This window comes from Burkholderia sp. IT-111MI5, from assembly GCF_949752865.1.
Taxonomy (GTDB): Bacteria; Pseudomonadota; Gammaproteobacteria; order Burkholderiales; family Burkholderiaceae; genus Burkholderia; species Burkholderia pyrrocinia_C.
Window position 1 is genome coordinate 1 of sequence record NZ_CATKIF010000027.1, and the last position, 16,849, is coordinate 16,849.

General features: G+C 65.3%; 15 protein-coding genes, 2 tRNA genes and 1 pseudogene. 8 read left to right on the plus strand and 10 right to left on the minus strand.

Going from position 1 to position 16,849, the window contains the following annotated elements:
* Positions 1 to 43 precede the first annotated feature (43 nt).
* Positions 44 to 137, minus strand: a tRNA-Ser gene (locus tag ACM6JT_RS21620).
* A 113-nt stretch (positions 138 to 250) separates the two neighbouring features.
* Positions 251 to 1,501, minus strand: coding sequence for an aspartate kinase (locus tag ACM6JT_RS21625; protein WP_034184693.1), 1,251 nt, complete (start codon positions 1,499 to 1,501; stop codon positions 251 to 253).
* Between ACM6JT_RS21625 and ACM6JT_RS21630 the strand changes: the two are divergent.
* Positions 1,484 to 1,721, plus strand: a pseudogene (locus ACM6JT_RS21630) (hypothetical protein); the annotation flags it as partial. The gene ACM6JT_RS21625 and the pseudogene ACM6JT_RS21630 overlap by 18 nt on opposite strands.
* Positions 1,722 to 1,844: 123 nt before the next feature.
* Here ACM6JT_RS21630 and tilS read toward each other — a convergent pair.
* From tilS to cysS, 4 genes are all read right to left on the minus strand, one after another.
* Entirely contained in the window at positions 1,845 to 3,263 is a 1,419-nt protein-coding gene (gene tilS / locus ACM6JT_RS21635) for a tRNA lysidine(34) synthetase TilS (protein ID WP_414857250.1), read from the minus strand.
* A gap of 46 nt (positions 3,264 to 3,309) precedes the next feature.
* Entirely contained in the window at positions 3,310 to 4,281 is a 972-nt protein-coding gene (locus ACM6JT_RS21640) for an acetyl-CoA carboxylase carboxyltransferase subunit alpha (protein WP_006478433.1), read from the minus strand.
* 103 nt (positions 4,282 to 4,384) lie between these two features.
* Entirely contained in the window at positions 4,385 to 5,209 is an 825-nt protein-coding gene (locus ACM6JT_RS21645; protein ID WP_034183596.1) for a DNA-3-methyladenine glycosylase family protein, read from the minus strand.
* A 43-nt stretch (positions 5,210 to 5,252) separates the two neighbouring features.
* Positions 5,253 to 6,650, minus strand: coding sequence for a cysteine--tRNA ligase (gene cysS, locus ACM6JT_RS21650; RefSeq protein WP_034183595.1), 1,398 nt, complete (start codon positions 6,648 to 6,650; stop codon positions 5,253 to 5,255).
* A gap of 234 nt (positions 6,651 to 6,884) precedes the next feature.
* On the opposite strand from cysS, the gene ACM6JT_RS21655 reads away from it, so the two are divergent.
* From ACM6JT_RS21655 to ACM6JT_RS21670, 4 genes are all read left to right on the plus strand, one after another.
* Positions 6,885 to 7,610: a tetratricopeptide repeat protein gene (locus ACM6JT_RS21655; RefSeq protein WP_034183594.1), complete on the plus strand. Its 726-nt coding sequence runs from the start codon at positions 6,885 to 6,887 to the stop codon at positions 7,608 to 7,610.
* Between the two features lie 39 nt (positions 7,611 to 7,649).
* Positions 7,650 to 8,225, plus strand: a complete 576-nt coding sequence (locus tag ACM6JT_RS21660; protein ID WP_034183593.1) for a peptidylprolyl isomerase — start codon at positions 7,650 to 7,652, stop codon at positions 8,223 to 8,225.
* 88 nt (positions 8,226 to 8,313) lie between these two features.
* The gene (locus tag ACM6JT_RS21665) at positions 8,314 to 8,805 is read left to right on the plus strand and encodes a peptidylprolyl isomerase (RefSeq protein WP_006478428.1); all 492 of its coding nucleotides are present in this window, start codon (positions 8,314 to 8,316) and stop codon (positions 8,803 to 8,805) included.
* Between the two features lie 23 nt (positions 8,806 to 8,828).
* Positions 8,829 to 9,629: a UDP-2,3-diacylglucosamine diphosphatase gene (locus ACM6JT_RS21670; protein WP_105392856.1), complete on the plus strand. Its 801-nt coding sequence runs from the start codon at positions 8,829 to 8,831 to the stop codon at positions 9,627 to 9,629.
* A 48-nt stretch (positions 9,630 to 9,677) separates the two neighbouring features.
* Here ACM6JT_RS21670 and cysE read toward each other — a convergent pair whose 3' ends face one another.
* Together cysE and ACM6JT_RS21680 are read right to left on the minus strand one after the other, a co-directional pair.
* Positions 9,678 to 10,451 carry a serine O-acetyltransferase gene (gene cysE / locus ACM6JT_RS21675; RefSeq protein WP_034183604.1) on the minus strand — a complete coding sequence of 258 codons (774 nt, stop codon included), beginning with the start codon at positions 10,449 to 10,451 and terminating at the stop codon, positions 9,678 to 9,680.
* 297 nt (positions 10,452 to 10,748) lie between these two features.
* A complete protein-coding gene (locus ACM6JT_RS21680) occupies positions 10,749 to 11,573 on the minus strand; it encodes an RNA methyltransferase (protein ID WP_407970702.1) in 825 nt (274 codons plus the stop codon).
* A 280-nt stretch (positions 11,574 to 11,853) separates the two neighbouring features.
* On the opposite strand from ACM6JT_RS21680, the gene ACM6JT_RS21685 reads away from it, so the two are divergent.
* The 3 genes from ACM6JT_RS21685 (at position 11,854) to ACM6JT_RS21695 (ending at position 15,835) form a co-directional block, all read left to right on the plus strand.
* Positions 11,854 to 12,657 (plus strand): inositol monophosphatase family protein, encoded by an 804-nt coding sequence (locus ACM6JT_RS21685; RefSeq protein WP_034183589.1) that lies wholly within the window; start codon positions 11,854 to 11,856, stop codon positions 12,655 to 12,657.
* Positions 12,658 to 13,130: 473 nt separating this feature from the next.
* Complete coding sequence (locus ACM6JT_RS21690; RefSeq protein ID WP_131947119.1) at positions 13,131 to 14,753, plus strand: NAD(P)/FAD-dependent oxidoreductase; 1,623 nt, start codon at positions 13,131 to 13,133, stop codon at positions 14,751 to 14,753.
* Between the two features lie 743 nt (positions 14,754 to 15,496).
* Positions 15,497 to 15,835 carry a toll/interleukin-1 receptor domain-containing protein gene (locus ACM6JT_RS21695; protein ID WP_414857251.1) on the plus strand — a complete coding sequence of 113 codons (339 nt, stop codon included), beginning with the start codon at positions 15,497 to 15,499 and terminating at the stop codon, positions 15,833 to 15,835.
* A gap of 129 nt (positions 15,836 to 15,964) precedes the next feature.
* Here the strand turns inward: ACM6JT_RS21695 and ACM6JT_RS21700 are convergent.
* Positions 15,965 to 16,037 (minus strand) — tRNA-Cys (locus tag ACM6JT_RS21700).
* A 40-nt stretch (positions 16,038 to 16,077) separates the two neighbouring features.
* Positions 16,078 to 16,849: FRG domain-containing protein (locus ACM6JT_RS21705; protein ID WP_414857252.1), on the minus strand; the 772-nt coding region annotated here is incomplete at its 5' end.

Here is a 16,849-nt window from a genome sequence, read left to right on the forward strand (position 1 = left end):
AGCCCCGCAAGTCCGAGAACTTACGGGGCTTTGTCACCGCTTTTGGCGGAGACGGAGGGATTCGAACCCTCGATCCAGGTTTTGGCCCAGATGCTCCCTTAGCAGGGGAGTGCCTTCGACCTCTCGGCCACGTCTCCCAAACTTTCGCTCGCACCAGGGAGGCAGTGCGACGAGAACGAAATAATATAGGGTTTCGAACCGCGCGTCAATTTCCGTGATGCATTTTCGTCAACGCATCACGAAAATTTCATCATGCCTGGTCGAGTTCGAATGCCTTGTGCAGCGCGCGGACGGCCAACTCCATGTATTTCTCATCGATCAGCACCGAAATCTTGATTTCGGACGTCGAGATCATCTGGATGTTGATGCCCTCTTCCGACAGCGTGCGGAACATCTTGCTCGCGACGCCCACGTGCGAACGCATGCCGACGCCGACGACCGACACCTTCGACACCTTCGGGTCGCCCTGCACCTGCTCGGCGTTCACATGGCCCTTCACCTGGTTGGTGAGGATGTCCATCGCCTTCTGGTAGTCGCCACGGCCGACCGTGAACGTGAAGTCGGTTTTGCCTTCGACGCTCTGGTTCTGGATGATCATGTCGACGTCGACGTTCGCATCGGCGACCGGGCCGAGGATCTGATACGCGATGCCCGGCTTGTCGGGCACGCCCATCACAGCAATGCGTGCTTCGTCGCGCTGGAACGCGATGCCGGAAATGACTGCCTTTTCCATGGTCTCGTCTTCTTCAAAAGTAATCAGGGTGCCCGAGCGCATTTCTTCGTCGAGCGCAATCAGCGGATCGGTCAGGCTCGACAGCACGCGCGTCTTCACCTGGTATTTGCCGGCGAATTCGACCGAGCGGATCTGCAGGACCTTCGAGCCGAGGCTGGCCATTTCCAGCATCTCCTCGAACGTCACGCGATCGAGGCGTCGCGCCTCTTCGACGACACGCGGATCGGTCGTGTAGACGCCATCGACGTCCGTATAGATCAGGCACTCTTCGGCATCCAGCGCAGCCGCGACCGCCACCGCCGACGTGTCCGAGCCACCACGGCCCAGCGTCGTGATGTGGCCGTCCGGATCGACGCCCTGGAAGCCCGTGATGATCACGACCTTGCCGGCATTCAGATCGGCCTTCACGCGCTCGTCGTCGATCGAGTGGATGCGCGCTTTCGTGAACGCGCTGTCGGTCTTGATCGGCACTTGCCAGCCGGCGTAGCTCACGGCCTCGACGCCGATTTCCTGCAGCGCGATCGACAGCAGGCCGACGCTGACCTGCTCGCCGGTCGACGCGATCATGTCGAGCTCACGCGGGCTCGGCTGGCTCGAAATCTCTTTCGCAAGACCGAGCAGACGGTTGGTTTCGCCGGACATCGCCGAAGGCACGACCACCATCTGGTGCCCGGCCTGATGCCATTTTGCGACGCGTTTCGCGACGTTCTTGATGCGCTCGACCGAGCCCATCGAAGTGCCGCCGTATTTGTGTACGATGAGTGCCATTGTCGTTCTGAACTGGAGGAGAGACCGCACGGGCGCGCTGGGCAGGCCGCGTTGCCGTTCGGTCACGCGGCTTGTGGCTGTGGACGGACGACGAGGGGGACGGCTGGGACGCAACACGCAAGCGTGACGGATTTTGCCCGGAAGGCCGATCAGGCCGCGCAAACCGGGTACGTCACGCGGGAAACCTGCACAAATCGCTCAAAAATCGAGCCGAGCAAACGTCCGAGCGTACCCGATAGAAGCCCGCTTGACAAGCCGCTCGCCGTGTCCACGGCCGTTCCGGCGCTGTTTACCAAATGGTGAAAATGGGCGCGCCATCACGCTGCCGGAAGCCTGCCCGCCGTTACGCGATCAGCAGATCGGGACGCCATTCGATCCGGCGCCATGCGCCGCCGGACGACCCGTTGTCGAACAACTCGCCATCGCGGTTCACGCCAAGCCGCGGCACGTAGATCAGCCGGTCGCCCGCGAACAGCAGCGGCACGTCGCGCTGCCATGCCGGCACGCCGCGCTCCTGGAACAGATTCTTCAGCGTCCGGCCCGGCCCGCCCGGCGACGTGCGCATCCGCTCGCCGCCCGCACGGGCGCGCGCGGCGAGCCGTGCGCCGCGCAGCAGCGCCTCCGGCACCGCGTCGGCGCTTCCCGCATCGGCCGGCGCGAACACGAACGTGCCGCGCCATCCCGGCAGGTGCCAGACTTCCTGCCCATCCCACGCGAGCGTCGATTCCGGGTGCGGCGTACCGGTGCCGTCGTCGGCCGGTTCGGCGCTGTCGCCCGCTTCCCAGTAAACGACATCGCGATAGAGCCGCAGGCATTGCCCCGCGTGATCGACGCGCAGCGCATGCGCGTCGTGCGCGGCGCGCAGTTGCCGCATCATGTTGGCGAGCCGGGCGGCGGACGCACCCGGCAAACCGAGCCGGCGCATCCAGAAACGCAGCAGATTCGCGCCGCGCGTGTCGTCGAACGCGACCAGCGACTCGCGCGACAGCGCCCGCCCGTCATCGCGCGCGGCGACGGCGAAATCCAGTTCGGCCAGATCGTCGAGCAGCCGCTGTGCGGCGGCCGCATGCTGGGCCGCGCGACCGAGCGCGTCGCGAAAGCCGGGGAAATGCACGGCCAGCGCCGGCAGCACGTCGATGCGCAGCGCATTGCGCGCGTAGCGCGTGTCGCTGTTCGATTCGTCGTCGATCCATTCGAGTTCGTGCTGCGTCGCATAACGCTCGAGTTGCGCGCGCAACAATCGCAGCAACGGACGCACGCGCTCGACGCTCGCGCCATCGGGACGGTAGCGCGGCGCCATGGCGGCGAGCCCCGCGATCCCCGCGCCGCGCAACAGTTGCAGCAGCACGGTCTCGGCCTGGTCGTCCGCATGCTGCGCAAGCCACAGCGTAGCCGCGCCATAGCGCTCGCACATCGCGTCGAGCGCGGCATAACGACGCTCGCGGGCGGTCGCCTCGATACCGAGACCGCTGTCGCGCGGCACGTCGACGCGCATCGATTCGAATTCGACGCCGAGCCGCGCCGCTGCCGCCTCGGCATGCGCGACCCATGCGTCGGCGTTCGCGCTCAGACCGTGATGCACGTGCAGCGCGATACAGCGCGACCCGCCCGCGACACGCACGGCCGCGTCGAGCAGCACCGTCGAATCGAGGCCGCCGCTATAGGCGATCGCGATGCGTGCATCGGACGGCATGCCGGAAAGCGCAACGCCGACCGCGTCGAGTACGGCGCGGTCGGCGGAGAATTCGGTCGGTGGGATCACGAGAGTGACGCGCGCTTGGCGGCGCGCGTATCGAGCACGCGGCCGGTCATGCGCCCGGCGTGGTTTCCTTGAACTTGCCGTAGGCCATCAGGCGCTCGAAGCGGCGCTCGCGCAGCGCATCGATGCTCATGCCCTGGAACTGGCGCAGCGAATCGGCGAGCGCGCGGCGCAGCAGCGCAGCCATGCCCTTCGGATCGCGATGCGCGCCGCCGAGCGGCTCGTTGATGATCTTGTCGATCAGGCCGAGCGCCTTCAGGCGGTGCGCGGTCAGGCCCAGCGCTTCCGCGGCTTCCGGCGCCTTCGCGGCGCTTTTCCACAGGATCGACGCGCAGCCTTCCGGCGAGATCACCGAGTAGGTCGAGAACTGCAGCATCATCACGGTGTCGGCCACGGCGATCGCGAGTGCGCCGCCCGAACCGCCCTCGCCGATCACCGTCGTGATGATCGGCGTCTTCAGCTCGGCCATCACGTACAGGTTGCGGCCGATCGCCTCCGACTGGCCGCGCTCTTCCGCGCCGATGCCCGGGTACGCGCCCGGCGTGTCGACGAACGTGAAGATCGGCAGCCCGAACTTCTCGGCGAGACGCATCAGGCGTTCGGCCTTGCGATAGCCTTCCGGACGCGGCATCCCGAAGTTGCGCGCGGCGCGTTCCTTCGTGTCACGGCCCTTCTGGTGACCGATCACCATGCACGGATGGCCGCCGAAGCGCGCGAGACCGCCGACGATCGACAGATCGTCCGCGAATGCGCGGTCGCCGTGCAGTTCGTGAAAATCGGTAAACAGTTCCGCAACGTAATCGAGCGTGTACGGACGCTGCGGGTGCCGCGCGATCTGCGAAACCTGCCACGGCGACAGGTTCGCGTAGAGGTCCTTCGTCAGTTGCTGGCTTTTCTTCGACAGCCGCTCGATTTCTTCCGAAATATCGACAGCCGAGTCATCCTGCACGAATCGCAGTTCTTCGATCTTGGCCTCGAGTTCGGCGATCGGCTGTTCGAAATCCAGAAACGTGGTCTTCATGTGTTCGAATCCTTGGGTCTTGCGGCAGCGCGTATTCTACCCGCGCGGGCGACGCTCAAAACCGACTCTCAACTATTGATGTTTAAAACCCGATAGCCAACACTCAGGCGTCGGTGTCGGGTGCATCGAGGCTGCGCCACATGTACCAGGTCGCGACGGTGCGCCACGGCTCCCAGTTGGCCGCGACCTCGCGCGCCTCGCTGCGCGTGACGGGTTCCCCGCTGAAGTAATTGACGCTGATCGCGCGGATCAGGCCCGGGTCGTCGAGCGGCAGCACATCCGGACGCGACAGGTTGAAGATCAGGAACATCTCGGCCGTCCAGCGGCTGATGCCGCGGATCTGCGTGAGTTCCGCGATCACGTCCTCGTCGTCCATCGACGTCCATTTGTCGACGTGCAGCGCGCCCGACACGAAATGCTGCGCGAGATCGAGGATGTATTCGGTCTTGCGCTTCGACAACCCGCAAGCGATCAGCTTGTCCGCGCCGAGCCGGATCACCGGCTGCGGTGCGAGTTTCGGACAGGCGTCCTCGATATGCGCCCACAGCGACTGCGCGGACGGCACCGAAATCTGCTGGCCGACGACCGAGCGCGCGAGCGTGACGAACGGGTCGCCGCGCTTCACGAGATGCGCGGGACCGAACTTCGGGATCAGTTTCTTCAGGATCCGGTCGCGCTTGACGAGGTCGGCGCATGCCTTGTCCCAGTATGCAGGACGCACGACAACCTCCTCGCCGTCCGCTTCGGACACACGCGTCTTGCGGGCCGCGTCGGCGGCCGGCTGCGCAGCCGCCGGCTGCGCATGACCGTTCAGCGCGCCGTTCGGCGCGGCGCGCGTGGCGTCCGCCTTCGACGGCACGCGCTTGGCTGCCGGACGCGCGGCGACCGGGGTCGCGCGCCTGACCGGCGCTTTTCTGGCCGTTGCCATCCTGCCTCCTACCTGACGGATCGGTCAGTGGAACGCACCGCGCTCATACGCGACGCCATTCGGTCGATCCGCCCGGTTTGTCTTCAAGTGCGATGCCGGCCTCGAGCAGTTCTGCCCGGATCCGGTCCGCTTCGGCATAGTCCTTCGCTTGCTTCGCCGCGACGCGCGCGGCGATCTTCGCTTCGATCTCGTCGGCGGCGAGCGCGCCCGCCTGCGCGGCGCCGGACGCCTGCTGCAGGAACGCGCGCGGTTCGCGCCCCAGCAGGCCGAGCAGGCCTGCCAGTTGTTTCAGTTGCCGCGCGAGCGCCGCGTCGCGCGTGCGATTCACCTCGCCCGCCAGCTCGAACAGCGTCGCCACCGCGACGGGCGTGTTGAAGTCGTCGTTCATCGCGGCCGCGAAACGCTGCGCATGCGGCTCGTTCCAGTCGAGCGCGAGCGTGTCGGCCTCGACATCCTTCAGCGCGGTATAGAGACGCGTGAGCGACGCGCGCGCATCGTCGAGATGCACGTCGCTATAGTTGAGCGGCGACCGGTAGTGCGTGCGCACGATGAAGAAGCGCACGACTTCGGCGTCGTACCGCTCGAGCACTTCGCGGATCGTGAAGAAGTTGCCGAGCGATTTCGACATCTTCTCGTTGTCGACCTGCACGAAGCCGTTGTGCATCCAGTAGTTGACGAACGTCTGGCCGGTCGCGCCTTCACTCTGCGCGATCTCGTTCTCGTGGTGCGGGAATTGCAGATCCTGCCCGCCGCCGTGGATGTCGAAATGATCGCCGAGCAGCGTGCAGCCCATCGCCGAGCACTCGATGTGCCAGCCCGGGCGGCCCATCCCGTACTTCGATGCCCACGACGCGCCTTCCGGATCTTCCGGCTTCGCGCGCTTCCACAGCACGAAATCGAGCGGATCTTCCTTCGCGTCGTTCGCGGCGACGCGCTCGCCCGCGCGGAGATCGTCGAGCGACTTGCCCGACAGCTTCCCGTAGTTCGCGAACTTGCGCACCGAGTAATTGACGTCGCCGTCGGCCGCCTGGTACGCGTAACCGTTCGTCTCGAGCGTCTCGATCATGCCGAGCATCTGCGGAATGAATTGCGTCGCACGCGGCTCGATGTCGGGCCGCTGGATGCCGAGCGCGCCTTCATCCTCGTGCATCGCGCCGATGAACCGGTCGGTCAGCGACTTGATCGTCTCGCCGTTCTCGACCGCGCGGCGGATGATCTTGTCGTCGATGTCCGTAATGTTGCGCACATACGTGACCCGGTAGCCGATCGCACGCAGCCAGCGCTGGACGAGGTCGAACACGACCAGCATGCGCGCGTGGCCCACGTGACAATAGTCGTAGACGGTGATCCCGCATACGTACATCCGCACTTCGCCGGACTGGCGCGGCACGAAAACTTGCTTGTCACGCGCGAGCGTGTTGTAGATGCGCAGTGATTCCATAGAGATGAACCGTGAGCCGAAGGAGACCGCCCTGGCGAAGCTCGCCCAGCATGCGAAGCGGACGGACCATCTGCTGCGGCGCCAGGCCGAGCGTCCTCGCTATCACACGGGGCGGTCAGGCTGCAAGCACAGCGGTGACGGCCACGAGAGGCTAAGAAAGACTGCCTGCGGCTCGCCGGAACGCGCAGACGTTTTGTTAGAATGGCTCGGAGTATAACATTCCGATTTACGCCTATGAAACCTCATCGCGGCCGCGCGCCGAGCGCTGCGACCCTCGTTGCGACCACCGTCATGGGCGTCGCGCTGACGCTGTTCGCGGCCCCCGCGGCGCATGCGCAGAAAGCCCCGGCCACCGCCGACGGCACCCCCGAAATCGACGCGTCGATCGCCGGCAAACAGTGGAAGCAGGCGCTTGCGCAGCTCGACGCGCGCATCGCGTCGAACCCGCGCGACGTGCAGGCGCAGTTCAAGCGCGGCACCGTGCTGGCCCGCCTGAACCGCGACGACGATGCGATCCAGCAGTTCGTCGCGATCACGCAGGCGTACCCCGAACTGCCCGAGCCGTACAACAACCTCGCGGCGCTCTACGCGAAGCACGGCCGCTACGACGAAGCGCGCACCGCGCTCGTCACGGCGACGCAATCGAACCCGAGCTACTCGCTCGCGTACGAAAACCTCGGCGACCTGTACCTGCGCCTCGCGGCCGAATCGTACAAGCGTGCGCAATCGCTCGGCCGCACGAGCGGCGCGACCGCGCAGCGCCTCGCCGACCTGCAGAAGATCGTGTCGCCGCCGAAGGTCGCGCCGAATGCCCGCGCGGTCGCGCCGGCCACGCGCGACTACTCCGAACGCGCAGCCGCGAACGTGAGCACCACCACGCTGCCGATGTCGCCGACGTTCCAGTTCAGCGGTCCGTCGGGCGCACTGGCGGCGCCGTATGTCGCGCCGCCGTCGCAATAAGCGGCGCGGCCCCCTTTCCCTCCCAACCTGAGGATCGCAATGAAACGTCTGTTGCTGGCGCTTGGCGGCGCCGCCCTTCTCGCGACCGCGCCCGCTTTCGCGCAAACGGCCACCGCGCACCCGGTCGTGCAGCTCAAGACCTCGCAGGGCGACATCCGTGTCGAGCTCTACCCGGAGAAGGCGCCGAAGTCGGTCGCCAACTTCCTCGATTACGTGAAGGCCGGCCAGTACAACGGCACGATCTTCCATCGCGTGATCAAGGGCTTCATGATCCAGGGCGGCGGCTACAAGACCAGCTTCGAGGAGAAGCCGACCCGCGCGCCGATTCCGCTCGAGAGCCGCAATGGTCTGAAGAACCTGACGGGCACGATCGCGATGGCACGCACGAGCGATCCGAACTCGGCCACCGCGCAGTTCTTCATCAACACGGTCGACAACAGCGGCCTCGACTACCCGAACCCGGACGGCAACGGCTATGCGGTGTTCGGCAAGGTCGTGTCGGGCCTCGACGTCGTGAAGAAGATCGAAGGCGTGGCGACGACCTCGCGCGGCCCGATGCAGGACGTGCCCGCGCAACCGGTCGTGATCGAATCGGCCAGCATCGTCTCGAAGTAAGAACCTGCCGGCACGTCCGGCGACTCACGCGGCCGCGTCGCACGACCGGCCGCGTGCCATTTAAACCGCCTCATCGAAGGAATTCATCATGGTTGAACTGCATACGAACCACGGCGTGATCAAGCTCGAGCTCGACGCCGCGAAGGCACCGAAGACGGTCGAGAACTTCCTGAACTATGTGAAGAAGGGCCACTACGACGGCACCGTGTTCCATCGCGTGATCAACGGCTTCATGATCCAGGGCGGCGGCTTCGAGCCGGGCCTGAAGCAGAAGCCGACCGACGCGCCGATCGACAACGAGGCGAACAACGGCCTGAAGAACGACAACTACACGGTCGCGATGGCGCGCACGAACGATCCGCACTCGGCCACCGCCCAGTTCTTCATCAACGTGAACGACAACGACTTCCTGAACCACTCGTCGCCGACGCCGCAGGGCTGGGGCTACGCGGTGTTCGGCAAGGTCGTCGAAGGCCAGGACGTGGTCGACAAGATCAAGGGCGTCAAGACGGGCAACGCCGGTTTCCACCAGGACGTGCCGACCGACGACGTCGTGATCGAGAAGGCCGTCGTGGTCTGACGCACGGTAACGGAGGCACTTCGATGTTGCAGGAGAGTCCGCCGCGAAGCGTCTCCGCGGGCGTGCCGGGCGAGCGCGAATACGCGCAAGCCGCACGCCCGTTCCTGTTGCTCTCCGATCTGCATCTGAGCGAGGCGATTCCGAAGACGGTCGCCGCGTTCGAGCATTTCGTGAAATACACCGCGGACAGCGCCGACTCGGTGTTCATCCTCGGCGATCTTTTCGAATACTGGATCGGCGACGACATCCTCGACGACGATCCGTTCGCGGCACGCATGGCCGCGCTGATGCATACGTTCTCGGAACGCGGGATCGCGCTCTACGTGATGCACGGCAACCGCGATTTCCTGCTCGGCCGGCGCTTCATGAAGGCAGCCGGCGCGATGTTGCTGCCCGACCCTTCGCTGATCATGGCGTTCGGCCAGCGCATCGTGCTCGCGCACGGCGACGCGCAATGCACGGCCGACCGCGGCTACCAGGTGTTCCGCCGCTTCGCACGCAACCGCGTTGCGCAATGGCTGTTTCTCGCATGGCCGTTGCGCTGGCGCCGCGCGCTCGCGCAACGCATGCGCTCGAACAGCGAAGCGGGCCGGATGCGCCCTGCTTCGGCGATCTACGATGTCACGCGTGAAGGCGTGGCCGCGCTGTTCCGGAAAAGCCGCGCAACCGTGATCATTCACGGCCACACGCACCGCCCCGCGAGCCACGCCGAACCGGGCGGCATCCGCTGGGTGCTGCCCGACTGGGATCTCGACCACGGTGCGCCGCGCGGCGGCTACCTGCGCGTCGACGCGGAAGGCATCCACGCGATGCCGCTCGACTGACGCCGCCGCTGCCGTCTCACCGACCGGCAGCCGTCGGCGTGCATCGCTTTACGCCTGGCGCTCGACCGTCTTTCCTTCCAGCACCGCCGACAGCCTGCGCAGGTCGAGACGCGCCGCGTCGGCGCCCTGCAGCGTTTCCAGATGCGTGCCGAGCCGCTCGAGCGCCGCGACGATCTCGTCGACGCGGCGGCTTTCCTTCGCCGCGTGATCGATCAGCCCGTGAATCGCGAGCGACATCGGATCGTCGGCGTTCGGCGTGATCCCGTATGCGCAGAACGCCGCGCGTTCCGGCTGCGGCTTCGGCTGCGCCGGCATCACGATGCGCGCCGGATTGCCGACCGCCGTGCCGCCCGCCGGCACCGGCTTCACGACGACCGCGTTCGAACCGATCTTCGCACCCGCGCCGACCGTGAAACCGCCGAGCACCTTCGCGCCCGCGCCGACGATCACGCCGGCCTCGAGCGTCGGGTGGCGCTTCGCGCCGCGCGTGAGCGACGTGCCGCCCAGCGTCACGCCCTGATAGATCGTGCAGTCGTCGCCGATGATCGCCGTTTCGCCGATCACGACACCCATGCCGTGATCGATGAACACGCGCCGGCCGATCGTCGCGCCGGGGTGGATCTCGATACCCGTCAGGAACCGCCCGGCCTGCGACGCGAAACGTGCAAGCCAGTAGCGCTTTGCGCGCCAGCAGGCATGCGCGAACCGGTGCAGCACGAGCGCATGCAGTCCCGGATAACAGGTCAGCACTTCCCAGGCACTGCGAGCGGCGGGGTCCCGCTCGCGAATCGTTGCAACGTCTTCGCGCAATCTCGTGAACATGATCTGATCGGGGAAAAGGCCGGCGCGCACCGCCGGCAATGACCGGCCGTTATCGCGCCGGGTAATTTGCTTATGACGTCCGGCGATTGTAGGGCCAGTCGCACACGGCCGCACGAGGTCGCGCGTTCACCCCGCCGCCGGCGCGGGTATTCGGGCGGGAGGCTCGCTGTCACGGTGTTTGCGGGAGGTTCGGCAGGCCGGAAACGCTGCGGGCCCGGCGCTTCCGGAGGCCGCGCAACGCCGCCCGGCCGACCGTGACGCCGCGCCTGAACGCCAGGTTGCCGGCGCGCCGGCCGCTTACGCGTCGCCGTCGGGCTTGCCCGTTTTCAGCAGGATGTGCTTCGCGACGCCGCGCAGGATGTTGACCTCCTCGCGCTCGAGGCCCGTGCGTGCGAACAGGCGCCGCAGCCGCGGCATCAGTTTCTTCGGATTGCGCGGGTCGAGGAAATCGAGCGCGATCAGCGCGTTCTCGAGGTGCACGTACATCCGCTCGATCTCGTCGCTCTGCGCGAGCGTGCCGGCCTCGGCCGGCGGTTGCGGCGAAGGCTCGCTCGCCTGCTCGAGAAACGCGACGCGCAGCTCGTACGCGAGCACCTGCACGGCCTGTGCGAGGTTCAGCGAGCTGTATGCAGGGTTCGCCGGGATGTGCGCAAGCGCGCTGCACTGCTCGACATGCTCGTTCGCGAGACCCGTGCGCTCGTTGCCGAACACGAGCGCGATGTCGCCCGCGCCGACCTGCGCGCACGCCTGCGCGGCCGCCGCGCGCGGTGCAAGGCGCGGCGGCCCGTATTCGCGCGTGCGCGCGGTCAGCGCAATCGACCAGTGGACGCCGGACAGCGCGTCGCCGAGCGTCGGCACGACATGCGCGGACGCGAGGACGTCGTCCGCGCCGCTGGCCATCGCGATCGCCTCGGGGTCGCTCTGCACGTGCGGCACGCGCGGCGCGACCAGCACGAGACGCGAGAAGCCCATCGTCTTCAGCGCGCGGGCGGCCGCCCCGACATTGCCGGGATGGCTCGGCTCGACGAGCACGAAACGGGTGGACGTGAAGCCGCCGGACGGCGGCCGGGACGTGTCCGCGCCCGACTCGGACGGCGCGGCGGTGTTCTGCGGGGTTTCCACTACGATACGACTCGGTTCATCAGAATGGCCGTATGGTAGCGCTATCGCTCCGGCAAACCCACTCGTCCGGACGGCCAGCGGGGGTTTCCCCGCATTCCGGTCGCCTGAAACCGCCAAAAATCGGGTAAAATCATGCCTTTACGCGTCGCGCTCCGTGCGACGCGGGTCGTACCCCGCTCTTTGTCAATTCGCGTCTCACCTCGCCCGGCACGCTTGCGCCGTCCCGGGCGGTTGTTCCACTTCGTGGCGGCCCCTGCCGCCGGCTACAGGATCCAGGCTCATGCATCCCATGCTCAACATTGCTGTCAAGGCTGCGCGCCGCGCCGGACAGATCATCAATCGCGCATCCCTCGATCTCGACCTGATCGAGATCCGCAGGAAGCAGCAGAACGACTTCGTCACCGAAGTGGACAAGGCCGCCGAAGAGGCGATCATCGAGACGCTGAAGACCGCCTACCCCGACCACGCGATCCTCGCGGAGGAATCGGGCGAATCGGAGAACGAATCCGAATTCAAGTGGATCATCGATCCGCTCGACGGCACGACCAACTTCATCCACGGCTTCCCGTACTACTGCGTATCGATCGCGCTCGAGCACAAGGGCGTCGTCACGCAGGCCGTCGTCTACGATCCGAACAAGAACGACCTGTTCACGGCCACGCGCGGCCGCGGCGCGTACCTGAACGATCGTCGCATCCGCGTCGGCCGCCGCGACCGCCTGTCCGACGCACTGGTCGGCACCGGCTTCCCGTTCCGCGAGAAGGACGGCCTCGACGCATACGCGCGCCTCTTCACCGAAATGACGCAGGCGTGCACGGGCCTGCGCCGCCCGGGCGCGGCGGCACTCGATCTCGCGAACGTCGCGGCCGGCCGCCTCGACGCATTCTTCGAGCAGGGCATCAACGTGTGGGACATGGCGGCGGGCAGCCTGCTGATCACCGAGGCCGGCGGCCTCGTCGGCAACTACACCGGCGATGCCGATTTCCTGCATCGCCATGAGATCGTCGCCGCGAACCCGAAGATCTACGCGCAGATGATCCCGATCCTGAATCGCTACACCCGCGTGCATCCGACGGCCGAATAAGTCCCGGCCGCGCCCGCCTGTGCGGTGCGCTTCGACGGCCCGGGCCCGCTTCACGCGGCATGGGCCGTCGACAAAGCGATGCCGCGTGCGTCGCTACCGCCCTTTTCGCTCTGGCGGCCGCATTTTTGCGTGGCATTGATATCGATGTGCTATGTTGGCCGGCATGAACGACAAGGGCGCTACGCCCGCCTGGCGTGGCTTTCGACAAACCACTCGCCGGCACCGTGATGATGGAGCGGCTTTCGCCTTCCGATTGTTCGGGGACGGAAAAATCTTCCCCGCGCTTCACGCTCCCGTCCTGACGTTGCCCGAGTTGTCCGGCCTGGTCAGCATGCAGCCCGTCGTACCGCGTTTTCCAGCGATGAATGATTAGCATCCGGGATGCCCGCGTGGCGAACAACGCCCCCACCCGCATGCCTGCCCCGCCTGTTTCAACACCGCCACGACGTCGTGGCGACAGCATCCGAGTACCCATGTTACGGCTAAGCGAAATTAAACTCCCCCTCGACCATCCCGAAAGCGCTCTCGAAGCCGCGATTCGCGCGCGCCTCGAGGAGCTTGGCGTGGCGGCAGACGGGCTCGTCCGTTACACCGTGTTCCGCCGTGCGCACGATGCACGCAAGCGCTCCGACATCAAGCTGACGTATATCGTCGATGTCGAAGTCAAGGACGAAGCGGCCGCGCTCGAGCAACTCGCCGGCAAGCCGCATTGCGGCGTGACGCCCGACATGGCGTACCACTTCGTCGCGAAGGCCCCGGAGCACGCCGATTTCCTGCGCCCGGTCGTCATCGGCATGGGGCCGTGCGGCCTGTTTGCAGGGCTGATCCTCGCGCAGATGGGATTCCGCCCCATCATCCTCGAACGCGGCAAGGCCGTGCGCGAGCGCACCAAGGACACCTTCGGCCTGTGGCGCAAGAGCGTACTCAATCCCGAATCCAACGTGCAGTTCGGCGAAGGCGGCGCCGGCACGTTTTCCGACGGCAAGCTGTACAGCCAGATCAAGGATCCGAACCACTATGGCCGCAAGGTGCTCGACGAATTCGTCAAGGCGGGCGCGCCGGAAGACATTCTGTATCTGAGCCGGCCGCACATCGGCACGTTCCGCCTCGTCAGCATGGTGGAAAAAATGCGCGCCTCCATCCACGAACTGGGTGGTGAAGTGCGCTTCGAAACCCGGGTCGACGACATCGAAATCGATCAGGGCAAGGTACGCTCGCTGAAGCTCTCGAACGGGGAAACGCTCCGGTGCGACCACGTGGTGCTGGCCGTGGGCCACAGCGCGCGCGACACCTTCCAGATGCTGCACGATCGCGGTGTGTATATCGAAGCCAAGCCGTTTTCGCTGGGTTTTCGCATCGAACATCCGCAGGGGCTGATCGATCGCAGCCGCTTCGGCAAGTTTGCGGGCCACAAGCAACTCGGTGCGGCCGACTACAAGGTGGTCCACCACTGCAGCAACGGGCGGGCCGTCTACAGCTTCTGCATGTGCCCCGGCGGCACGGTGGTCGCGGCGACCTCGGAGCCGGGCCGCGTGGTCACCAATGGCATGAGCCAGTATTCCCGTGCCGAGCGCAACGCGAATGCGGGCATCGTCGTCGGCATCACGCCGGAAGACTATCCAGGCGGTCCGCTGGCGGGCATCGCGTTCCAGCGCAAATGGGAAGAGCGCGCATTCGAACTCGGCGGCGGCGATTACCGCGCGCCGGGCCAGCTGGTCGGGGATTTCATCGCGGGCCGGCCGTCGACGTCGCTGGGCTCGGTGGAGCCGTCGTACAAGCCGGGCGTGAATCCGACCGACCTCAGCACCGCGCTGCCGGACTACGTGATCGAAGCCATCCGTGAAGCATTGCCGCAGATCGACAAGAAGATTGCGGGCTTCGCGATGCACGATGCCGTGCTCACCGGCGTGGAGACGCGCACTTCGTCGCCGATCCGGATTCGACGCAAGGACGATTACCAAAGCATGAACGTCGAAGGCCTGTATCCGGCCGGCGAAGGTGCGGGGTATGCGGGCGGCATCTATTCGGCAGCCATCGACGGCATCGAAGTCGCGCAAGCGGTGGCACTCAGCCTGACGTCGACGCACGCGTCCTGAGGTGCCGGGCAGGATCGGCGCGCGAAGCGCCGTGAGCCGGGTGACGCCGACTTTCGCGGGCCCGCCCGAGTGCGGGGTCGGCTCGTCGGACAGGGCCGGCAGCAGCCGGTCGTGGTCTCCGGCACCTGGCCGAACGGCGAACTTCGCACTTGCACGTCGGGGCCACTGGTAAACTCGGGCGACCAAAGCAACAAACCTGATGCCTGACCTATGACCACGTTGTCGCCCGAAGCCTTTGCAGGCCACACCCCGATGATGCAGCAGTACCTGCGCCTTATCTGACAACGCTCTGCTCACAAACCTACGCCAAGACCTACGCTAACCATTTTCGGTCCCGGCTGTTACTCCAGCGATTCACATCCCCATCGCATGACGGCTTAAGCGTTTGTGTTTAAGATCAGAGCTGTCACATCAAATGAGGCAGCACGGATATGGCTAGATGCACGGCACCGGTACGTGGGCACAGGTCGGCTGCTGCTGCTGCGGACTGTCCTGCATGTGGCGGCCGTGGCTACGGCTACGGAGGTGGCTACGGCTCGTCCTACTACGATTCACCCTACCCCACGTCGGGCATCGGAGGAAGTACGTACAGCAGCGGCAAGCCCAGTGGCGGAGCAAGACCCCGCTGGTCGCGAGCCGGTTCGTCAGTCTCGTACACGCCCGCCCAAGTCGTATCGCTCACGCCAATTCGTGAATCCGTTGAGAATACAGCGAAGGAGCAGCCCGACCTTCGCGATTGCTTCTTGTGCCACGCGTGGGACGATCGGCAAGGAGCAGCCAAGGATCTGTATGAATTGCTCAAGGCGGCTGGCGTCAAGGTATGGTTCAGCGAGAACGACCTTGGCCTCGGCGTACCGATGATGCGTGCCATCGACAAGGGCTTGGCGAATTCGCGCATCGGGCTCGTGCTGGTCACCCCGAACCTGTTGCGCCGCCTCCCGCAAGAGGGTGTTGCGGACAAAGAGCTTTCGGCCCTCTTGGCGGGCAATCGGCTCGTGCCCATCGTGCATCAAACGACGTATCAAGAGCTCCGGAATATCAGCCCGTTGCTTGCTTCCCGATCCGGCCTGGACACTGCCTAGGACTCGATGGAAGTGGTCGCGACCAAGATCGCCGAGCTGGTCGCCATCTGGGACTAGCACGCCTTCTGCCAGCCGGCCGAGAGTGAAGAAGCACAACAAAGAGCCCCGCCGAAGCGGGGCTTTTCTTGCTGGAGGTGCGAGCCGGGGTCGAACTGACCTATACGGCTTTGCAGGCCGTCATGCCTCTAAATATATCAATTACTTATAACATTTAATCACTCGGATTGACCACTAAAAGCTGCCTATGATGGGAAAAACCTCTCGCTTAGTTCCTCGCATGCCCCATCCAATCCGGGAAAGAGTGAACCAGCAGTTAGCCCCATCAAAGCAAGCTCACGCATCACCACTTCCCTGCTCCGAGCAGGCAAATCGTATGCAGTCAAATAGCAGTGCCCCGTTTGGCTTGCAGCCCACGTGATGTACTGCTCTACGTCGTCAACGTTTGTTAGTCCCGACAAGGCTTGCTGCGGGATTAATCTTGGGTTCTCGACAGGCAAGAACTCAAGGAGCGAGAAGTGTGGCTGCGCCGGAGCCGTAACGGCAATTTGATTGAAATCGTCCCACCACTGCTGCCGGTCAAACTGGAGAATCCGGATTCGCTGTTCGTCCGGCGCAGCCATAGCCTCGGCATTCTTCATTCCTTGATACGCAAAGTAGGCAGCCACGAACGGTGAATACGACCAATCGATTAGCGGAGTTGGGAAACCGTGGTGCTGCGCCAGGTGCAACATAGCGCCATTCTCGTCACTCTTATTTCGATCGAAGAGATGCCGCGTATGCGCACTCAAATGTCGGTGCAATGCCTGCATATCTTCCCCGGTATATCGAATTAAATCGCATCGACCGGTACGGTGGAACTTCGACCTGAGTCTCCACGGCTCACGCTGCCCACGAAAGACGTACCGGCGAGGTTCAAGCTGCGCAAGCTGCAACTTAAATTGCTGCCAGTCCATGACAATGGGCACCAGATCCGAGGGGCGTCCAGCATCACTGGTATGGAGCGTTGCATTGCCA